An 18,201-nucleotide genomic window follows, 5' to 3' on the forward strand; every position below is an offset into this window, starting at 1 on the left:
ATTTTATTGTATATTTTCCAGTACATCTCGTTGTTTTTTTAACAAAATAGTTTTCTTGCACAAAAAAAAGAGGCTACTGCAACCTCTCTTTGTTAATTTTCTGACTATTCGATGAAATATTTTATCTTTTTATCGAAATCACTTATGAATCCGGAAAGTTTTAACTGCAGTTAGTTGCATCTACCAGTTTTTTTCAAACAAAAGATAGAGACTTCAATCAGTCTCTATCTTTGTATATCTTGTTTAATTATTCTTCAGTCTCTTCCTGAGCTTCTGCATTTTCAAGTGCTTTCATGCTAAGGCTGATCTTCTTGTCAGCTTCGTTAAGATCTACGATCTTAGCTGTAATCTCCTGACCTACAGAAAGTACGTCTGAAGGTTTTTCAACATGTGCTCTTGAGATCTGTGATACATGAAGAAGTGCATCTACTCCAGGAGCAAGTTCTACGAATGCACCAAAGTCTGTCATTCTTGCAACTTTTCCTGTTACAACTGTGCCTACAGCATACTTCTCAGCTGCGTTAGCCCATGGATTTGTCTCCGGAAATTTTAAGCTGAGTGCAACTTTTGTATCATGGATATCCTTAACAAGTACTTTGAGAGTTTCACCAACTGTGAATACTTTCTTCGGATTGTCAACTCTTCCCCATGACATCTCAGAGATATGAAGAAGTCCGTCTACTCCGCCGAGATCGATAAATGCACCGAAATCTGTTACGTTCTTAACTGTTCCTTCGATCACATCACCAACTTTAAGTTTAGCGAAGAGTTCTTTCTGCTTTTCTGCTCTTTCAGCAACAAGAAGCTGTCTTCTGTCACCGATGATACGGTTTCTTCTTGGATTGAATTCGCTGATAACAAATTCGATCTCCTGATCTTTGTACTTAGAAAGGTCTTTTTCGTAAGTATCTGATACAAGACTTGCCGGGATGAATACTCTTGCTTCATCTACAACAACGCTTAATCCACCGCCAAGGATCTGAGTAACCGGTGCTTTCAGGACTTCTTTGTTCTCGAATGCTTCTTTTAATCTTTCATTACCTTTTTCTGCAACAAGTCTCTTGTATGTAAGAAGAACCTGTCCTTCTCCATCATTGACTTTCAGTACTTTAACAGTCATCGAATCGCCAACAGAAACAACAGTTGTAAGATCTACACTGTTATCATTGGTATATTCACTTCTGGTGATGATACCGTCTGCTTTGTACCCTATATTTAAGATAATTTCATCTGGCTTAACATCAATTACAGTACCATCTACGACCTCTCCATTATGAATTGTTTTAAATGACTCGTCTAACATTTGTTCAAAAGTTAATTCTGACATTATTTTGAACCTCCTCAATTATATTGTTGGGCGTGGATGCCCCTGCTGTAATACCTACTGTTTCCACGGACCTTAATTGATTCATATCAAAATCGTCAAGTGTCTGTATATAGTACGTATTGTGACATTCCCTGCTGCATATTTCATACAGTTTCTGGGTGTTGGAACTATGTTTGTCTCCGATTACAATCATAGCATCCACCTCTTTTGCAATGCTCCTTGCTTCTGTCTGACGCTCTCTGGTCGCATTACAAATCGTATTTAAAACACTTATATCATAACCCTTTTCCGAAATAATTTCAACTAAATCTTTGAATTTATTGTAATTAAATGTCGTCTGAGACACAATACAAATTCTTTCGGATGTAGTATTTTCAAATTTTTCTGCTTCTTCTGCATTTTTTATAACGGTTACATTTCCTCCTGCCCAGCCCCGGATTCCTTCAACTTCAGGGTGATCTGGATTACCAATGATGATGATCCGGCTGCCTTTTTTACTTTCTTCGGCAACAATTTTATGGATTCTTTTCACAAACGGACAGGTTGCATCTACATATTCGATGCCTTTTTCATCCATCAGGTCACAGATTCTCTTTGGAACACCATGAGAGCGGATGATCACCAGCCCTTCTTCCAGACCTTTCAGTTCTTCCTCACTGCGCAGGACTTTTACGCCATGTGCTTCCATGTCCTTTACAACCTCTTCATTATGGATGATCGGACCATAAGTATAGATCTGTTTTCCCATCTGTTTTTCAACCTGCTCATATACTGTATCGACAGCGCGTTTTACACCAAAGCAGAATCCGGCACTTTTTGCTCGTATTACTTCCATCTTTAGGTTCCTCCTGTTGTTTTTATTTTTCTGATAAGTGATTCTTTTTACATACCGAGAAATTTGAAACATGCATAGCGCAGATTCATCCGCATCTTCAGATTACATTTTTCGCCCGGAACAGTAAGTTTTTTCATGAACCGGTTCAATGTACGTTTCTCATATTCTTCCATCAATTTACACATATGTCGAAAATCTCCCTTCGTCATACACAAATTATAATTTCTCACAGTATCCGAATAATCTGCTCATATATCAGTATTTCTTTCGGTCCAATATTCTTATTATCATGATAATGACCAAAGAACCACTTCTTAAAATTTACCCGCTGCTTCACTAACTCCAGATAATCTGTCATGGAATCTGCTGAAAAAGTCTTATCTACAAATTGTGCCTGAGTACTTGTAGCACAACAATGACTGATAATAAAATCTACCTCATTGTTATACTGAGATTAATTTCTTAATCCTTCTTCCATTTCCTCATTTGAAGCCATTTCTTCTTTCCACCAGGAAATGTGATTCACACGATACGGCAGCCATTCCTTATCCAGTTCTTTCTTTTTCTTCTTGAAATCCGGTGCTTCTGGATCAAGTATTCCACCTTCTATATCATGACTTTTTGCTCCGCCAAATACAAAGAATTTCTTTCCGCAAAGTTGAAAAACCTGTCCTCGCATGAGATGGATCACCGAAGGTCTAATCTTATGTACATTTCCACCATTCCATTTTTCTATAGGATAGCTGTAAAGCCTGTCAAAATTCTCATGGTTCCCCTCACAAAAAAGAGTTGTAAAAGGCCGATCTTCCAGCCAGTCCATCCAATGCTTCTCATGTTTATTTTCTTCAAAGCGATTCCATACTCCGCCAAAATCACCGCAGATAATGACATAATCATCTTTTGTCATTTCATATTGTTCCGGGAAAATTTTAGTATTGAACCTGGTAAAATCAGCGTGACAGTCGCCGGTTACATAAATCATCCTTACTGCTCCTCTTTGATTAAATATTTTACAGGGACTTCTTTTGTTAACCATACTCCATTTTTTGATAAGAAAAATGAATATCCATCGTCATACATATCTTTTGTTTTTACGATATAAAGCACTGGTTTTCCGTGACGTGAGCCGACTTTCGTAGCTGTAGCTGCGTCTGATGATAAATGCACATATAACCTACCCTTTGGAATCAATCCTTGTTGATCAATGGATGCAACATATTTTTCTCCAGTTCCATGCCAGAGCGTTTCAGGCGGTATTGCTGCTGGTAATTCTACATCAACAGGAATCGAATGTCCCTGATTTGCCCGAATCTTTGTTTTATCTTCATTAAAGGTAAATCTTTGCTTATTATCTGTCCGAACAATTTCTTCCAGCATTTCTCTGTTAAATTTACGGGTTTTGGAAATTTCGGCAATCAGCCCGTCTACATTTGCCCAGCCATGTTCATCCAACTGGATTCCGATTGTTTCTGGTTTATGGCGCAGGATTAAACTTACAAATTTACTTGTACTTGTTAAATTCATTTTCATTCTCTTTTCTTTTGGAAAATTCATATCTTTATATTACCATAATCAAATATACTGCACAATAAATGACCCAACTTATCTATACCAATTTTTGTATAAATAAATCAGGTCATTTTCTTATCACTCTTAATCAACGCAAGCCGTGTAATTCGTTAACTTAAACTTGATAATGAACGCATAACTAAATCAATATCTTTATTTTCCAATTCCTGAATAATATGTAAATATGTTTTCTGTGTTGTTGTCATACTCGAATGTCCCAATCTTCTTGCTACACTAGCAATAGATACGCCTGTAAACAGCAGCAAAGACGCATGCGTATGCCGCAATCCATGAATTGATATTACTGGTATATTGCATTCTTTACAGTGTCTTGCAAGTATATTGTTTACTATTGAATTGTATACTGCCCCATCAACAAAAATTGGCTTATCCTCTGGCAATTGCTTAATTAGTTCAGAAAAGCTCATTCCTGTTTTTGCAACCAACAAAATAAAATAGTCCCAATTCACCTTATCTTTCAGCTCTAGTGATGCCAATAAATTGTTGCCCTACTTGTCACGGTAATTATCCTGCTCGAATCACCGATGTTATAAATGGTGAAGCGGATTGTCCTTATTGTTCCGGTCGTAAAGCACTTCCTGGAAAAATATCCTTCGCCGCGCTTCATTCTGATTTAATGGAAGATTGGAATTTTATTGCAAACTATTACCTTGTAAATCCCGATGAAATATTAGATACATATTCACAAAAGGTTTGGTGGAATTGTAAAAGAAGTTCTGATCATAAATATCCCTTAAGTCCTGCTGATAAAGTCTTCTATCAAAAGAGACATCGGGAATCCTGCCCTTATTGCAAAGGACGTCGCAGAAAAAAGAAATTTTTCTAATGTAAATGAAATAGTTTCAAAAAAAGAGATTTTCAAATGACATATGCCAAATGAAAATCTCTTTTATTTTGTACGTTTTTCAATTTTTCATCAAAAATCAACATTTAACTTCTCATGGAATTATGTACGTTTTCATCGATTTTTTGAATTTATAGATCTTATTCTTACCAGTATCTTCTATACCAGTGGTATGCATAATTAACACTTGTATAACATACGACCTCACCCGGCTGCGGTGCATGAATCATCTGTCCGCCTCCTGCGTAGATTCCCACATGTCCTCCGTAACATACAACATCACCCGGCTGTGGGTCTGACACTGCCTGTCCGCCACTTCCCTGACTGTATGAGTTACGTGTAATTGGAATACCACATGCCTGATGTGCCAGGTATACAAGACCTGAACAATCAACACCACTTCCCGAAGTACCGCCCCATACATAAGGAACTCCAAGGTATGCTGCTGCTGCACTTAAAATAGCGCTTCCGTTGCCATATGTACTTCCACCGTTATCACTACTGCTGTTATTATTACTTGTATCCGGAGTCACTGTCGGGGTACTTGGTGTACTTGGCGCACTCGGTGTAACGGTTGTGTTGTTATTATTGTTATTTGTTGTATTACCTACAGTCTGTGAACCACTGTTGCTTGTCGATGCAACGGTCGAATTTGACTTTGTTGACTCAGCTGCTTTTGCTGCCTTTGCAGCTTCTTCTGCCTGCCTCTTTGCTTCAGCTGCTGCTACAGCTGCCTGAAGCTGTTGATCCAGATCTGCGACTTCTTCTTTCTTAGATTCCAGCGTATTACTCAGCGTCGTCTGCTCTGCTTCATAATCAGACTGCATAGACTCCAGATTCGCCTGATCTTCTTCAAGCTGTGCTTTCAGATCTGCAATCTGCTGCTTGGTATCAATATATTCCTGAAGCTGCTTTCTGTCATAACTATGTACGTTCTGAACATACTCTGCTTTGTTAAGCAAGTCTGAGAAATTCTCAGCACTGACCAGAGTCTCAATCGCAGTCGAGTTGCCTTCTTCATACATATACTTGATACGCTTCTTCATATCTTCGTACTGCTGATGTTCTTTTTCTTCAGCAACAGTAAGATCATCCTGTGCCTGTGTGATCTGCTGACCTGTTGACACCAGATCATCTTCCAGCTTACTCATTTTTTCAATTAGTGTCTGCAATTCTGACTGAAGAGAATTCACTTCGCTCTGTGCTGCATTTTTACTATTCTGCAGATTGCTGACATCATCTGCAAATACTGGCGTAACTACCATTGAACTTGCAAGAACAGATGCCAAAAATACTTGTTTAAATTTTCTCATAATCACCCATCCTATATTTTTTACTAATTATTTTCCTAACCCTGTGGTCGATTATATACCATTTTTCTATTTTTTGCAATACAATTTAACATTTTTGTAATATTCTACTAGGGTATCATAATATACTGATATTTTCGTTATCACTCCTAATAATCAGGCAACTGTCCAATGGGGACACAAGGCGATGAGCAAGATGCCATTCAAGATAAAACATGCATCCTCCGTGCCAGTCAGCGTAGTGATTGACACGGAAGTGAACACTAACTAGTTGGTTGCAGAAGAAATTAAGGAATTTAGAATTCCTTGCGTAATCCTTATTATTTATGCTAAACTGACTTCATAATCAATAAATCTAGAATACTAAATAAGAAAGAAGGATTCCACTATGAATTTCAAATTCAACCATAACAACTTAAATGTACGTGACCTTGAAAAATCAATTCAATTCTACAAAGATGCACTCGGACTCACCGTAGTCCGCGAAAAAGATGCTGCTGACGGAAGTTTTAAGCTCGTCTACCTCGGTGATGGAAGCTCCGTTCATCAGCTCGAGCTCACCTGGCTTCGCGACATGGACCGCCCATACGACCTCGGTGACAACGAAATCCACCTCGCCTTCACCGTAGACGACATGGATGCCGCCCTCGCACACCATAAAGAAATGAACTGCGTCTGTTTCGAAAATGAGTCCATGGGTATCTACTTCATCGAAGACCCAGACGGCTACTGGTTAGAAATCGTACCTGAAAAATAAATCTATTGCACATTTTCATTAAAGGCGTAGCCCGCCGCAAGGTGCAGGAACCACTTCCTACACCTTGCGGCGGGCTACGCCTTCATAAAATCAAACGCCACTAATTACTGTACTGACAGATTCGTATACCCCATCAGATCCAGATCTATCTGCTGTGCCGCTTCTCTTCCTTCCCGGATTGCCCACACAACCAGCGACTGTCCTCTGTGCATATCTCCTGCCGTAAATATATTCGGCACATTCGTTTTATACTCACCCGGAGCTGTTTTAACATTCGTGCGCTCATTGACTTCCACACCGAATGCCTTTGTCACATAATCCTCACTTCCGAGGAACCCCGCTGCGATCAGCACCAGTTCTGCATTTACCGTGTACTCACTTCCTGCGACCTCTGCCATCATCATACGTCCGGTCTTTTCATCCTTCTTGCTTTCCAGTTTCACAAGAACCACCTTGCAAAGATTTCCATTCTTATCTTTGACAAATTCCTTTACCGTTGTCTGATAAACCCTCGGATCATGTCCCCAGAGAGCAATTGCTTCCTGCTGACCATAGTCTGTCTTGCAGACTCTCGGCCACTCCGGCCATGGATTCATAGCGCTTCTCTCATCCGGAAGTTTCGGCATCATTTCCAGCTGAAGAACGGATTTTGCACCATGACGGATCGACGTTCCAACACAGTCATTTCCCGTATCGCCACCACCGATGACAATTACATTTTTGCCCTTTGCAGAAATATATTCGCCTTCTTTCAGCTGCATCTCATTTTTCCAGAGACATTTCGTAGTTGATTTCAGAAAATCTACTGCAAAGTAGATTCCTTTAGCATCTCTTCCGGGTACTTTTATATCACGCGGATGGGATGCACCGCAACAAAGCACCACCCGGTCAAACGCTTTCAGAAGTTCTGCAGATTTCTTATCTTTTCCAATATTGCAGCCAGTTTCAAAACGGATGCCTTCTTCTTCCATTACTGCAAGTTTCCGGTCGATGAACTGTTTTTCCAGCTTCATATTCGGGATTCCATAGCGGAGAAGTCCACCCGGCTTATCTTCCCGCTCAAATACTGTTACCAGATGTCCTCGTTTATTTAACTGATCTGCGACTGTGAGACCGGAAGGTCCGGAACCGATTATCGCTATCTTTTTGCCGGTACGCGCTTTCGGCGGACATGCTTTTGCATATCCCTTTTCGTAAGCATTTTCAATAATCCCATATTCATTTGCTTTAGTCGTCACAGGGCTTCCGTGCAGGTTGCAGGTACATGCCGCCTCACAAAGTCCCGGGCATACCCTGGAAGTAAATTCCGGAAAATTGTTTGTCTTTTTCAGCCGGTAATATGCCTCTTCCCAGTTGCCGTGATAAATCAGGTCATTCCACTCCGGCACCAGATTATGCAGAGGACAGCCGCTTGCCATCCCTGCGATCATCTGTCCCGCCTGGCAGAACGGGACGCCGCATGCCATACATCTGGCGCCCTGTATTTCCTGCTCTTCTTTTGACAGAGGCGTGTGGAATTCCCGGAAATGCTTAATTCTCTCTTTTGGAGATTCGCACTCTGCATCGTGTCTGTCATAATCCATAAATCCTGTTGCTTTTCCCACGTTTTTGGCCTCCTATCTTCCTTCTTTGATCGCATAAAATGCTTCGGTTTTTGCCTGTTCGCTGCTGAGACCTTTTTCTTCCAGCTGAAGGATGCGGGTCAGCATTCTCTCGTAATCACGCGGAATGATCTTCTTAAACTTCGGCAGGTATTCTTTGAAATGATCCAGGATTTCTTTTCCCGTCTCGGAATTGGTTGCTGCTACATGTTCTTCGATCATACCTTTCAATTCAGATACATCGAACTTAGATGTTACTTTTTCGATATTAACCATCTGTTTGTTGACTTTTGTATAAAGATCACTGTCCATATCCAGAACGTAAGCAACACCGCCACTCATACCTGCTGCAAAGTTCTTTCCGGTCTTGCCAAGAATTGCAACCCGTCCACCAGTCATATATTCGCATCCATGATCACCGACCCCTTCTACAACTGCTGTTGCTCCGGAGTTACGGACACAGAAACGTTCGCCTGCCACACCATTGATATAGGCTTTTCCGCTTGTTGCACCATAAAGCGCTACGTTACCAATAATAATATTTTCATCAGCTTTAAATTTCACACCAGTCGGCGGATAAACGATCAGTTTACCACCGGAAAGTCCTTTTCCAAAATAATCATTGCTGTCACCGGTCAGTTCCAGCGTCAGACCTTTTGGTATAAATGCTCCGAATGACTGTCCGCCTGCGCCCTTACATTTCAGCACATAGCTGTCTTCTTCCAGTCCGTCCGGATAACGTCTTGTAATCTCAGAACCGAAGATTGTGCCGAATGTACGGTCTGTATTTTTTACATCCAGCTCCAGGATTCTCTTCTGTTTCTTTTCCAGTGACGGAAGAAGTTCCTTTACCAGAACTCTTTCATCCAGTGTTTTATTTAGTTCAAAATCAAAGACTTTCTTCGGATTGAAGATCATGCCTTTCTTCTCTTTTGCATACGGATTATTGAGGATTCTGGAAAGATCCAGTGTTGCGGCACGTTTGGATGTCGGCACATCTCTCACTTTCAGAAGGTCTGTCCTTCCCACCAGTTCATCCACAGTACGAATGCCAAGTTTTGCCATATATTCTCTTAATTCTTCCGCGATAAAACGCATGAAATTGATGACATATTCTGGTTTTCCGGCAAATCTCTTTCTCAGTTCCGGATTCTGGGTTGCAATTCCGACCGGGCAGGTATCCAGGTTACATACACGCATCATTACGCACCCCATGGTTACAAGCGGTGCCGTCGCAAATCCAAATTCCTCTGCTCCGAGAAGTGCTGCGATCGCCACATCGCGGCCGCTCATCAGCTTACCGTCTGTCTCGATACGGACTCTTTCTCTCAGTCCGTTCTGGATCAGTGTCTGATGTGTTTCAGAAAGTCCAAGCTCCCACGGAAGTCCGGTATTATGGATAGAACTTCTCGGTGCTGCTCCTGTACCTCCGTCATAACCGGAGATCAGAACCAGTCCGGCCCCAGCTTTTGCAACACCAGCTGCAACCGTTCCGACACCGGCTTCAGATACCAGTTTGACAGAAATTCTTGCATCCTTGTTTGCATTTTTACAGTCATAGATCAGCTGTGCCAGATCTTCGATCGAGTAAATATCGTGATGCGGCGGCGGTGAGATCAGTCCCACACCCGGCGTAGAATGTCTGGTTTTTGCTACCCAAGGATAAACCTTTCCCCCCGGCAGATGTCCACCTTCTCCAGGCTTTGCTCCCTGCGCCATCTTGATCTGGATCTCTTTTGCACTGACAAGATATCTGCTTGTAACACCAAAACGTCCACTGGCAACCTGTTTGATCGCAGAGCCTCTGTCGGTTCCAAGGCGCTCGATATCCTCTCCGCCTTCACCGGAATTTGACTTACCGTGCAGTGCATTCATTGCAAGGGCAAGGGTTTCGTGTGCTTCCTTTGAAATTGATCCGTAAGACATTGCACCGGTCTTGAATCTGGTCACGATCGAATCCACACTCTCTACTTCTGAAAGCGGAACTCCTTTCTTTGGATAATTGAAGTCCATCTGTCCACGGAGTGTGATTCCTTTGGATTCTTCATCAACCATCTGTGTGTACTGCTTGAACATTTCATAATCCCCGCGCCTTGTAGACTGCTGGAGCATATGGATCGTTCTCGGGTTGTACAGATGCTTTTCACCACCGCTCTTCGACTTGTGCTGTCCCACACTGTTCAACGTCAGATCTACGGAAAGTCCCAGCGGATCAAAGGCCTCGGAATGCCTTGCCATATAATCTTTTGCAATTTCTTCCAGTCCGATACCACCGACACGGCTGACAGTTCCGGTGAAATATTTTTCAATGAATTCCGGTTTTAATCCAATCGCTTCAAAGATCATGGATCCCTGATAAGACTGGATCGTGGAAATTCCCATCTTCGATGCAATCTTGACAATTCCGCTTATAACAGCTTCATTATAATCATTGACTGCTGCATAATAATCTTTCTGAAGCATATCTGTATCGATCAGCTGTTTGATCGATTCATGTGCAAGATACGGATTGATCGCAGATGCACCATATCCCAAAAGGGTTGCAAAATGATGTACTTCTCTTGGTTCTCCGGTCTCAAGGATCATGGCAACCTCTGTTCTTCTCTTAGTTCTTACCAGATGCTGATGAACCGCTGAGGTTGCAAGCAGGGACGGGATTGCAATATGATATTCATCCACACCTCTGTCACTTAAGATCAGGATATTCATGCCTTCACGGATTGCACGGTCTACCTGGATAAACAGATAATCGATCGCTTTTTCCAGGCTGGAGTTTTTATAATAAGTAGTAGAAATTTCTGCCACACGGAAACCGTCGACTTTCATGTTACGAATCTTCAGGAGATCGGTATCTGTCAGGATCGGATCATTGATCTTCAGTACATGACAGTTTTCCTCTTTCTGTTCCAAAAGGTTTCCTTCTTCTCCGACATATACCGTTGTCGAAGTCACGATTTTTTCACGGATCGCGTCGATCGGCGGGTTCGTTACCTGTGCAAATAACTGTTTAAAATATCCAAACAGAGACTGATGCTGCTCAGAAAGAACGGCAAGTGGTGCATCGATACCCATGGCTCCGATTCCTTCGCTTCCATTCATTGCCATATTTAAAATAGAAGTCTTCACTTCTTCGTAAGAATATCCAAATGCTTTCTGCAGTCTCTGGCATTCTTCTCTAGAATACTGCGGTACTTTTTGATTCGGGATCTTTAAATCGCTTAAATTGACCAACTGACTGTTCAACCATTCGCCATAAGGCTGTCTTGCCGCATATTCTTCTTTCAGTTCCTGGTCGTCGATGACACGCCCCTGAACGATATCAACAAGAAGCATCTTACCTGGATGGATTCTTTCTTTGACTACGATCTTCTCCGGCGGGATATCCAGAACACCAACCTCAGAAGAAAGGATCAGTGTATCATCATCTGTGATGTAATATCTGGAAGGTCTCAGCCCATTTCGGTCAAGTACGGCTCCTAAAATATCTCCATCTGAGAACAGGATGGATGCCGGTCCGTCCCATGGCTCCATCATCGTTGCGTAATACTGATAGAAATCCTTGATCTTCTGTGACATCGTTGCATTCTGTGCCCATGGCTCCGGAATGGTGATCATAACTGCCAACGGAAGCGGCATGCCACTCATCACCATGAATTCCAGCGTGTTATCCAGCATGGCAGAATCGGAACCTGCGGTATTGATTGCCGGAAGGACTTTATAAAGTTCTCCTTCCAGATGCTCGGATTCCATGTTTTCCTCTCTGGCCCGCATCTTATCTGCATTGCCACGAATGGTATTGATCTCTCCGTTATGTACGATGAAACGGTTCGGATGTGCTCTTTCCCAGCTTGGATTAGTGTTTGTACTGAATCTGGAATGTACAACTGCAATTGCAGATTCATAATCCGGGTTCTGCAAATCTTCAAAGAACATCCGGAGCTGTTTTACAAGGAACATTCCTTTGTACACGATGGTTCTGCTTGACAGGGATGCTACATAGGTATCATCACTGCTCTGTTCAAAGACTCTTCTTACCACATAAAGTCTGCGGTCAAAATCCAGTCCTTGTTTTACTTTTTTCGGTCGTTCGATAAATCCCTGCATAATACACGGCATGCATTCGAGTGCTTTCTTTCCAAGGATCTCTTTACGGATCGGCACTTCCCTCCATCCAAGGAATTTCAGTCCTTCTTTTTCGACAATAACTTCGAAAATATTTTTTGCCTGATTCCTTTTCAGTTCGTCCTGTGGGAAGAAAAACATTCCCACACCGTAATCTCTCTCAGAACCCAAAAAGATGCCGAGGGGACGACAGACATTTGTAAAGAACTTGTGCGAAATCTGTAACAGTATTCCTACACCGTCTCCTGTCTTCCCTTCGGCATCCTTGCCAGCTCTATGTTCAAGATTTTCTACGATTTTCAGCGCATTTGCGACTGTATCATGACTCTTTTGCCCTTTAATGTTCACAACAGCTCCGATACCGCAGTTGTCATGCTCAAAATCAGGGCTGTATAAGCCTTGTTCTGTATTTTGTTGTATTACGCTCATATAACCTGCCCTTTCTGTAAAACGGTTTTGTTGTTGCTTTTATGATTTAACACTATACAGCATTTGTCTGCAAAAGTAAACCCCTAATTATACAGAAATTGTCAGATATTATTTATTTCGCGAACTTTTCCAGTATTTTTCAGTTAATTATCGTATTTCCTGTCTTATATTTTTTATTTTTACATAAATTATAACAGTAATCAACGTAGCCAGTACAGTAATTCCAACTGCTTTTCCCTCTGTTCCCAGGATCCATTCAAAGCCTCCATACCACGAAAGCAATAATGACGTAATATTCACAACAATATGGAACAGGACTGGAGCTGCAATATTCCGGAATTTCTCATAAATACCGGCAAGCAGAAATCCAAGCACCATCGCGTAAAGTCCCTGTGGCAGATTACCATGCCCCACTCCAAACAGGATTGACACAAACACACCTGCCTGCATGGCTGTGAGGCTCTCTCTCATCCGCCGATAGATCATGCCCCGATAAACAAGTTCTTCCGCAATCGGAGCCAGCATTCCGGCTCCCACCATCTGAAGCCAGCGTGGCGCACTGTAGATGGTCTGCTCCATGCTCTGGTAAACTCTGCTGATCTTCTGCATATTCATCAACATGACAATATCATTCATTGCCACACATGCAGTCACTGCGCCAAGAAGCATGACAAACCACATTCCGTATCCGGAAGCGGCTTTATATTTCCACCAGGATTCCTGCTCTTTTTCGTAACGTCCCTGATCCTTCCTGTAGATCCACCCAATCATCGGAATCGTAATGATCGAAGATATCGCCCCGATTCCCATGTTGCTGTGCAGACCACAGGAAAGGGCAAATGTAGCGACTGCAATCTCAACGCCCCATTTGACCAGAACCGCACTGAACAAATACCAGATAATTCTCCCTGTTTTCCTGTCTCGCATTCTTCATCTCCGCCTTCTCTTACTCAAAAACTTTTCGGATTGCCTCTTCACTTCCATTTACAGAACCCTGTACCATGACCGGTTTTCCACCGCCTCTTCCGTCAAACTGTTCTTTGAGGATCTTGCTGTACGGGCGCACATCCTCTGTCTCACTGCCGATCACATAACGATATCCACTCTCTTCGTTTCCTGCAAATACCGCACATACTTCTGTTCCTTTTTTCAGTACAAGGTTCATAAGCTCACGTGGTTCATTCCCACTTAATTTGCTATCAAAAATACAGACCTTTTTCTGTCCCTCCGGGATTTTTTCTGCCTGTGCTTCAAGAATCTGATATCTTGTCTCTGCAAGTTCACTCTTCAGCTGTGTACATTCCTCTTTTACGCGTTCAACTGCCTCAGCAATCAATTCTTCCTTCGCTGAAAGGCTTCCCATGATCGCCTTCACGCTTTCTTCTTTCTGCTGATAATCCTTCAGTGCCCTTCTTCCGCACAGCATAGTGATCCGGATACCGCCTTTATAATTCTGACTCTGCACCAGTTTGACAAGACCGATCTCTCCGGTAAAATACACATGCGGTGCACAACAGGCACACACGTCATATCCCGGTATCGTCACGATACGCACCTGTCCGTCAATCTCAATTTTACTGCGGTAATCCAGCGTCTTCAATTCTTCTTTGGACGGATAACTCACCCGAACCGGTACATTTGCAAATACCGCTTCATTTGCCGCATCCTCTACCTCACGAAGCTCCTCCTTCGTGAGCGGGCCACTTAAGTCCAGAGTGCACAACTCATCATTCAAATGGAATCCCACATTATCATATCCAAAACGTGCATGAACAATTCCCGATACGATATGTTCTCCGCTGTGCTGCTGCATCCGTGAAAAACGTTTGTCCCAGTCGATCTGACCGGTCACGGTCTTTCCTTCTTCCAGTTCTCCTTCCAGATAGTGAAAGATCTGTTCTCCTTTTTCCTGTACATCATATACTCTGATCCCGTCAATCACTCCGGTATCTGCTGCCTGACCGCCGCCTTCTGGAAAAAAGGCAGTTCTTGAAAGAACTGCCTCATATCCGTTATCACACGGGCGGCAGGACACAACCTCCGCAGTAAATTCCTGCATGTGACTGTCTGTGTAAAACAATTTCTCTGTCATATGTCCTCGCCTCTTTATCGTATTGTCATTACTTCTGATGCTTCTGCCTTTTTACATTCTTTCCGGTGCTTCAAATCCAAGCAGATCGATGCAGGTTGTCAAAATGTCTCTTGTCAGTGTAAGAAGGGCAATGTAGCTCTTCTGCTTCTGTTCATCCTCTTCTGCCAGGATCTTTGTCTCATGGTAGAAACGGTTAAATGCATTTGCAAGATCATAAATATATGCGCAGATCTTGTGTGGTGCAAGTTCTTCGTATACATTCTCCATCACACTGCCAAACTTCGCAGCTTCCAGCATCAGAGCCTTTTCGCTCTCACTTGTAGCCGGAAGGATCTTGATATCGTCCATACTCTTTCCTGATTCTTTGTACTTGTTCAGGATTGATTTGATACGAACGATGGTGTACAGGATGTACGGACCTGTATTTCCTTCAAAAGAAGTGAATCTGTCTACATCGAATACATAGTCTTTTGCTGCCTGGTTGGAGAGGTCTCCGTATTTGATTGCAGCCATTCCGACCATCTTCGCTGTTGCTTTTGCCTCTTCTTCCGATACTGTACGGTTCTCTGTGATCTTTTCATACATCTTTTCTGTGATCTCGCGGATCAGGTTCTCAAGACGCATAACGCCGCCTTCTCTGGTCTTGAATGGTTTTCCGTCTTTTCCGTTCATCGTACCAAATCCAAGGAAAGTAAGTTTTGTATCCTCTTTTACAATGCCGGTCTTCTTCGCGCAGCGGAATACCTGTACAAAATGCAGTTCCTGACGTTTGTCAACTACATAGATGACTTCGTTCGGCTGGAACAGTTCTTCACGCTCTACCAGTGTTGCAAGGTCTGTGGTATCATAAAGTGCTGCACCGTCGGACTTCAGGATCATACACGGTGGGATCTCTTTGGTATCGGTCTCTTCTTTGACATCTACCACGAGTGCTCCATTATCAATATGCGCATAGCCTTCCTTCTTCAGTCTTTCCACCATATCCGGGATGTATTTCTGTGCGTCAGATTCCCCTTTCCAGAGGTCAAATTCGACATTCAGGTTCGCATAGTTTTTCTTCAAGTCTGTCACAGACACATTCATAATGTGATCCCAGATTGCACGGTAACCGCGCTTTCCGCTCTGCAGCTGGAAGGTCGCATCCAGTGCTTCTTCTCTGTAATCATCATGCTCTTTTGCATAAGCGGACGCTGCCGGATAGATTTCCTCCAGGTCACTGATGGTAAATGGTGCTTCTTTTGGATATTCTCCGGTGAAATTATCATCAAAATACGGAAGATCCGGCTGGCGCTTCTTCAGTTCTGTGATGATCAGTCCCATCTGATATCCCCAGTCTCCAAGGTGGATATCACCAATTACTTTATTGCCCATAAAACGGGTGATTCTCTTTACGCTTTCTCCGATGATCGCGGAACGGAGATGTCCGACGTGAAGCGGTTTTGCCACGTTCGGTCCGCCGTAATCAATGACGATTGTCTTTGGATTCTCTACTTCTTCCACGCCAAGCTTTTCGTCTGCTTCCATCTGGTTCAGATAATCTGCGACTGCTGCCGGGTTGGTCTTCAGGTTGATGAAACCTGGCTTAACTGCTTCTGCTCCGCTGATATATCCGTTCTCCGGAATCTTTGCCACAACTTCTTCTGCGATCATGATCGGTGCTTTGTGGTACTTTTTTGCACCTGCCATCGCACCATTGCACTGATATTCACATAAATCCGGGCGGTTGGAAAGTGTAACACGCGCCAGTTCTTTCTCGTATCCGGCATCTGCAAATGCCTGTTCCATTTCTTCTGTAATCAGATCCAGGATCTTCTTCATAGTATCGATCGTTCCTCTCTTTTTCATCATAAACGTTAGCGCAGACTCTTTGCCTGCGCCGCTTTATTTATTATATCTGAATCCTTATGTAAGCGCAATAGAAAATCGTAATCCGGAGACTGGATGTTGCCTGAAATTCTGCATTCTTTATGATTTTTCGGCAAGACAGCATCCACTTCTGCTGACGCACAACATTTTTTCATAGACTTTACCGCTTTTTTCAGACGTTACTGGCTCGCTGTATTTACAGTGTTACTGATCCACTGCATTTTTCAGATCTTCCACCGCCTGTGCGAGCATTGCATCTGAACCAAGTGCCTGTTCATAATCCGCTTCTACCTGTGCAAACAGCTCCTGCACATCTGTCTGTGCGGAAACTTCTTCAATTATCGTCTGAATCTGCTCGTCAGAGATCTCTGCCTGAATATCGAATTTTCCATCTTTGTCCTTGACCGCATATAAGGTTTCAAGTCCCGGTACTTCAGTGTAAATTCCACGGATCTTCATATTGTACCGTACATACAGGATCCTGCTGCCTTTTGCTTTGCCGTCTTTCGTGTAAATCGCAATCCCATCGTATGCTTCGGCATAGGCTTCTTTTCCGGAAAGTTCCTGATAGTATGCTTCTACTGCACCCGCAAGCTCTTCGTCTCGGTTCTCCAGAAGTGGATTGGTTTCCATCGCTGCGTACCCGGTATTTACTTTTGGCTCTTCTGTAACAACTGCACTTACTTCTTTTACCTCATCTTTTTTCTCTTTCGTAAGAAAAACGGTGACTCCCGCCGTCATAAAGCAGACCAGCAGATACACAAGACCAGTGTAAAAAATCTGCTTCTTTTTGCCTGTAAGGACGGGCATCCTTTTTTCTTCCGACATGGCATTTCCTCCTTTGCCACCTATCATACGCAATGCCCGCTTTTGCGTCAATAGCGAAGGAAGACTTGTTTTGACTGGTTTTGTCGAAGCGATTATTTATTCTTTTTCTGCATTAAAATTGCTTTATGCTGATGCCCACTCTGTGTATCAAATCACTTTCAAATGGTATTTCGGCTGCTATTCTGTTCATCCCGTTTTACTTGTCCTGTTCGAAATTTCTTCTTGATTTTTTTCTGGGCAAGTGCTATATTAGTAAATGTCCTTGTAGCTCAGTGGATAGAGCACCGCCCTCCGGAGGCGGGTGCGTCAGTTCGATTCTGATCAGGGACGTGAAAAGACTGTGAAGCTTTTATGGCTTGACAGTCTTTTTTATTGCCACTAATCCAATTCCCACCTGAATCCGTTCTTTTGCTTCTATACGCTTTGCCTAAATCAGCAGAACACCAATAATGAGCAACACGATTCCAACCGGATTGGAAATACACTTCAATCCCCATTCCGATAAATCCGTCATATTCTCCGGTGCAAACCATTTGAACGGCATTAGAATAACGCTGATTATGCAGCAATATAGGATATAGGTTTTCTTCATCTTGAAGC

Annotated in this window: 16 protein-coding genes and 1 tRNA gene; 3 read left to right on the plus strand and 14 right to left on the minus strand. The window is 42.8% G+C overall.

What is annotated here, in order from left to right; all coding sequences use genetic code 11:
- Nucleotides 1-247: 247 nt before the first annotated feature.
- The 6 genes from rpsA to PGU50_RS04180 all read right to left on the minus strand — a co-directional run bounded on the left by rpsA (nucleotide 248) and on the right by PGU50_RS04180 (nucleotide 4,228).
- Nucleotides 248-1,327, minus strand: a complete 1,080-nt coding sequence (gene rpsA, locus PGU50_RS04155; protein WP_270246183.1) for a 30S ribosomal protein S1 — start codon at nucleotides 1,325-1,327, stop codon at nucleotides 248-250.
- Complete coding sequence (gene ispH, locus PGU50_RS04160; RefSeq protein ID WP_270246184.1) at nucleotides 1,308-2,162, minus strand: 4-hydroxy-3-methylbut-2-enyl diphosphate reductase; 855 nt, start codon at nucleotides 2,160-2,162, stop codon at nucleotides 1,308-1,310. The genes rpsA and ispH overlap by 20 nt, the downstream gene beginning before the upstream one ends.
- A 47-nt stretch (nucleotides 2,163-2,209) precedes the next feature.
- The gene (locus PGU50_RS04165) at nucleotides 2,210-2,347 is read right to left on the minus strand and encodes a hypothetical protein (RefSeq protein WP_156330618.1); all 138 of its coding nucleotides are present in this window, start codon (nucleotides 2,345-2,347) and stop codon (nucleotides 2,210-2,212) included.
- A 269-nt stretch (nucleotides 2,348-2,616) separates the two neighbouring features.
- Nucleotides 2,617-3,144, minus strand: a complete 528-nt coding sequence (locus PGU50_RS04170) for a metallophosphoesterase family protein (protein ID WP_330672451.1) — start codon at nucleotides 3,142-3,144, stop codon at nucleotides 2,617-2,619.
- A 2-nt stretch (nucleotides 3,145-3,146) separates the two neighbouring features.
- The gene (locus PGU50_RS04175; RefSeq protein WP_181988845.1) at nucleotides 3,147-3,686 is read right to left on the minus strand and encodes an RNA 2'-phosphotransferase; all 540 of its coding nucleotides are present in this window, start codon (nucleotides 3,684-3,686) and stop codon (nucleotides 3,147-3,149) included.
- A 155-nt stretch (nucleotides 3,687-3,841) separates the two neighbouring features.
- Nucleotides 3,842-4,228, minus strand: coding sequence for a site-specific integrase (locus tag PGU50_RS04180; protein ID WP_330672452.1), 387 nt, complete (start codon nucleotides 4,226-4,228; stop codon nucleotides 3,842-3,844).
- Between the two features lie 140 nt (nucleotides 4,229-4,368).
- On the opposite strand from PGU50_RS04180, the gene PGU50_RS18215 reads away from it, so the two are divergent.
- The gene (locus PGU50_RS18215; protein WP_442872528.1) at nucleotides 4,369-4,578 is read left to right on the plus strand and encodes a zinc-ribbon domain-containing protein; all 210 of its coding nucleotides are present in this window, start codon (nucleotides 4,369-4,371) and stop codon (nucleotides 4,576-4,578) included.
- 164 nt (nucleotides 4,579-4,742) lie between these two features.
- On the opposite strand, the gene PGU50_RS04185 is transcribed toward PGU50_RS18215, so the two are convergent.
- Entirely contained in the window at nucleotides 4,743-5,909 is a 1,167-nt protein-coding gene (locus PGU50_RS04185) for a C40 family peptidase (protein WP_270246185.1), read from the minus strand.
- A gap of 385 nt (nucleotides 5,910-6,294) precedes the next feature.
- Between PGU50_RS04185 and PGU50_RS04190 the strand changes: the two genes are divergently transcribed.
- Nucleotides 6,295-6,663: a VOC family protein gene (locus PGU50_RS04190; protein ID WP_117556070.1), complete on the plus strand. Its 369-nt coding sequence runs from the start codon at nucleotides 6,295-6,297 to the stop codon at nucleotides 6,661-6,663.
- 104 nt (nucleotides 6,664-6,767) lie between these two features.
- On the opposite strand, the gene PGU50_RS04195 is transcribed toward PGU50_RS04190, so the two are convergent.
- From PGU50_RS04195 to PGU50_RS04220, 6 genes are all read right to left on the minus strand, one after another.
- A complete protein-coding gene (locus tag PGU50_RS04195; protein ID WP_055296895.1) occupies nucleotides 6,768-8,267 on the minus strand; it encodes a glutamate synthase subunit beta in 1,500 nt (499 codons plus the stop codon).
- 12 nt (nucleotides 8,268-8,279) lie between these two features.
- Nucleotides 8,280-12,815 (minus strand): glutamate synthase large subunit, encoded by a 4,536-nt coding sequence (gltB, locus tag PGU50_RS04200; RefSeq protein WP_270246187.1) that lies wholly within the window; start codon nucleotides 12,813-12,815, stop codon nucleotides 8,280-8,282.
- 147 nt (nucleotides 12,816-12,962) lie between these two features.
- A complete protein-coding gene (locus tag PGU50_RS04205) occupies nucleotides 12,963-13,742 on the minus strand; it encodes a CPBP family intramembrane glutamic endopeptidase (protein ID WP_117556074.1) in 780 nt (259 codons plus the stop codon).
- A gap of 19 nt (nucleotides 13,743-13,761) precedes the next feature.
- On the minus strand, nucleotides 13,762-14,907 hold the full coding sequence (locus tag PGU50_RS04210) for an alanyl-tRNA editing protein (RefSeq protein WP_270246188.1): 1,146 nt from the start codon (nucleotides 14,905-14,907) through the stop codon (nucleotides 13,762-13,764).
- Between the two features lie 51 nt (nucleotides 14,908-14,958).
- Complete coding sequence (gene argS / locus PGU50_RS04215) at nucleotides 14,959-16,725, minus strand: arginine--tRNA ligase (protein WP_270246228.1); 1,767 nt, start codon at nucleotides 16,723-16,725, stop codon at nucleotides 14,959-14,961.
- Between the two features lie 252 nt (nucleotides 16,726-16,977).
- On the minus strand, nucleotides 16,978-17,601 hold the full coding sequence (locus PGU50_RS04220) for a hypothetical protein (RefSeq protein WP_270246189.1): 624 nt from the start codon (nucleotides 17,599-17,601) through the stop codon (nucleotides 16,978-16,980).
- A gap of 258 nt (nucleotides 17,602-17,859) precedes the next feature.
- Here PGU50_RS04220 and PGU50_RS04225 point away from each other — a divergent pair.
- Nucleotides 17,860-17,931 (plus strand) — tRNA-Arg (locus tag PGU50_RS04225).
- 97 nt (nucleotides 17,932-18,028) lie between these two features.
- Here PGU50_RS04225 and PGU50_RS04230 read toward each other — a convergent pair.
- Nucleotides 18,029-18,193 carry a hypothetical protein gene (locus PGU50_RS04230; protein WP_270246190.1) on the minus strand — a complete coding sequence of 55 codons (165 nt, stop codon included), beginning with the start codon at nucleotides 18,191-18,193 and terminating at the stop codon, nucleotides 18,029-18,031.
- Between the last annotated feature and the right edge of the window lie 8 nt (nucleotides 18,194-18,201).

It is taken from the genome of Coprococcus sp. AM11-30B (assembly GCF_027674365.1).
Taxonomy (GTDB): domain Bacteria; phylum Bacillota; class Clostridia; order Lachnospirales; family Lachnospiraceae; genus Allocoprococcus; species Allocoprococcus comes.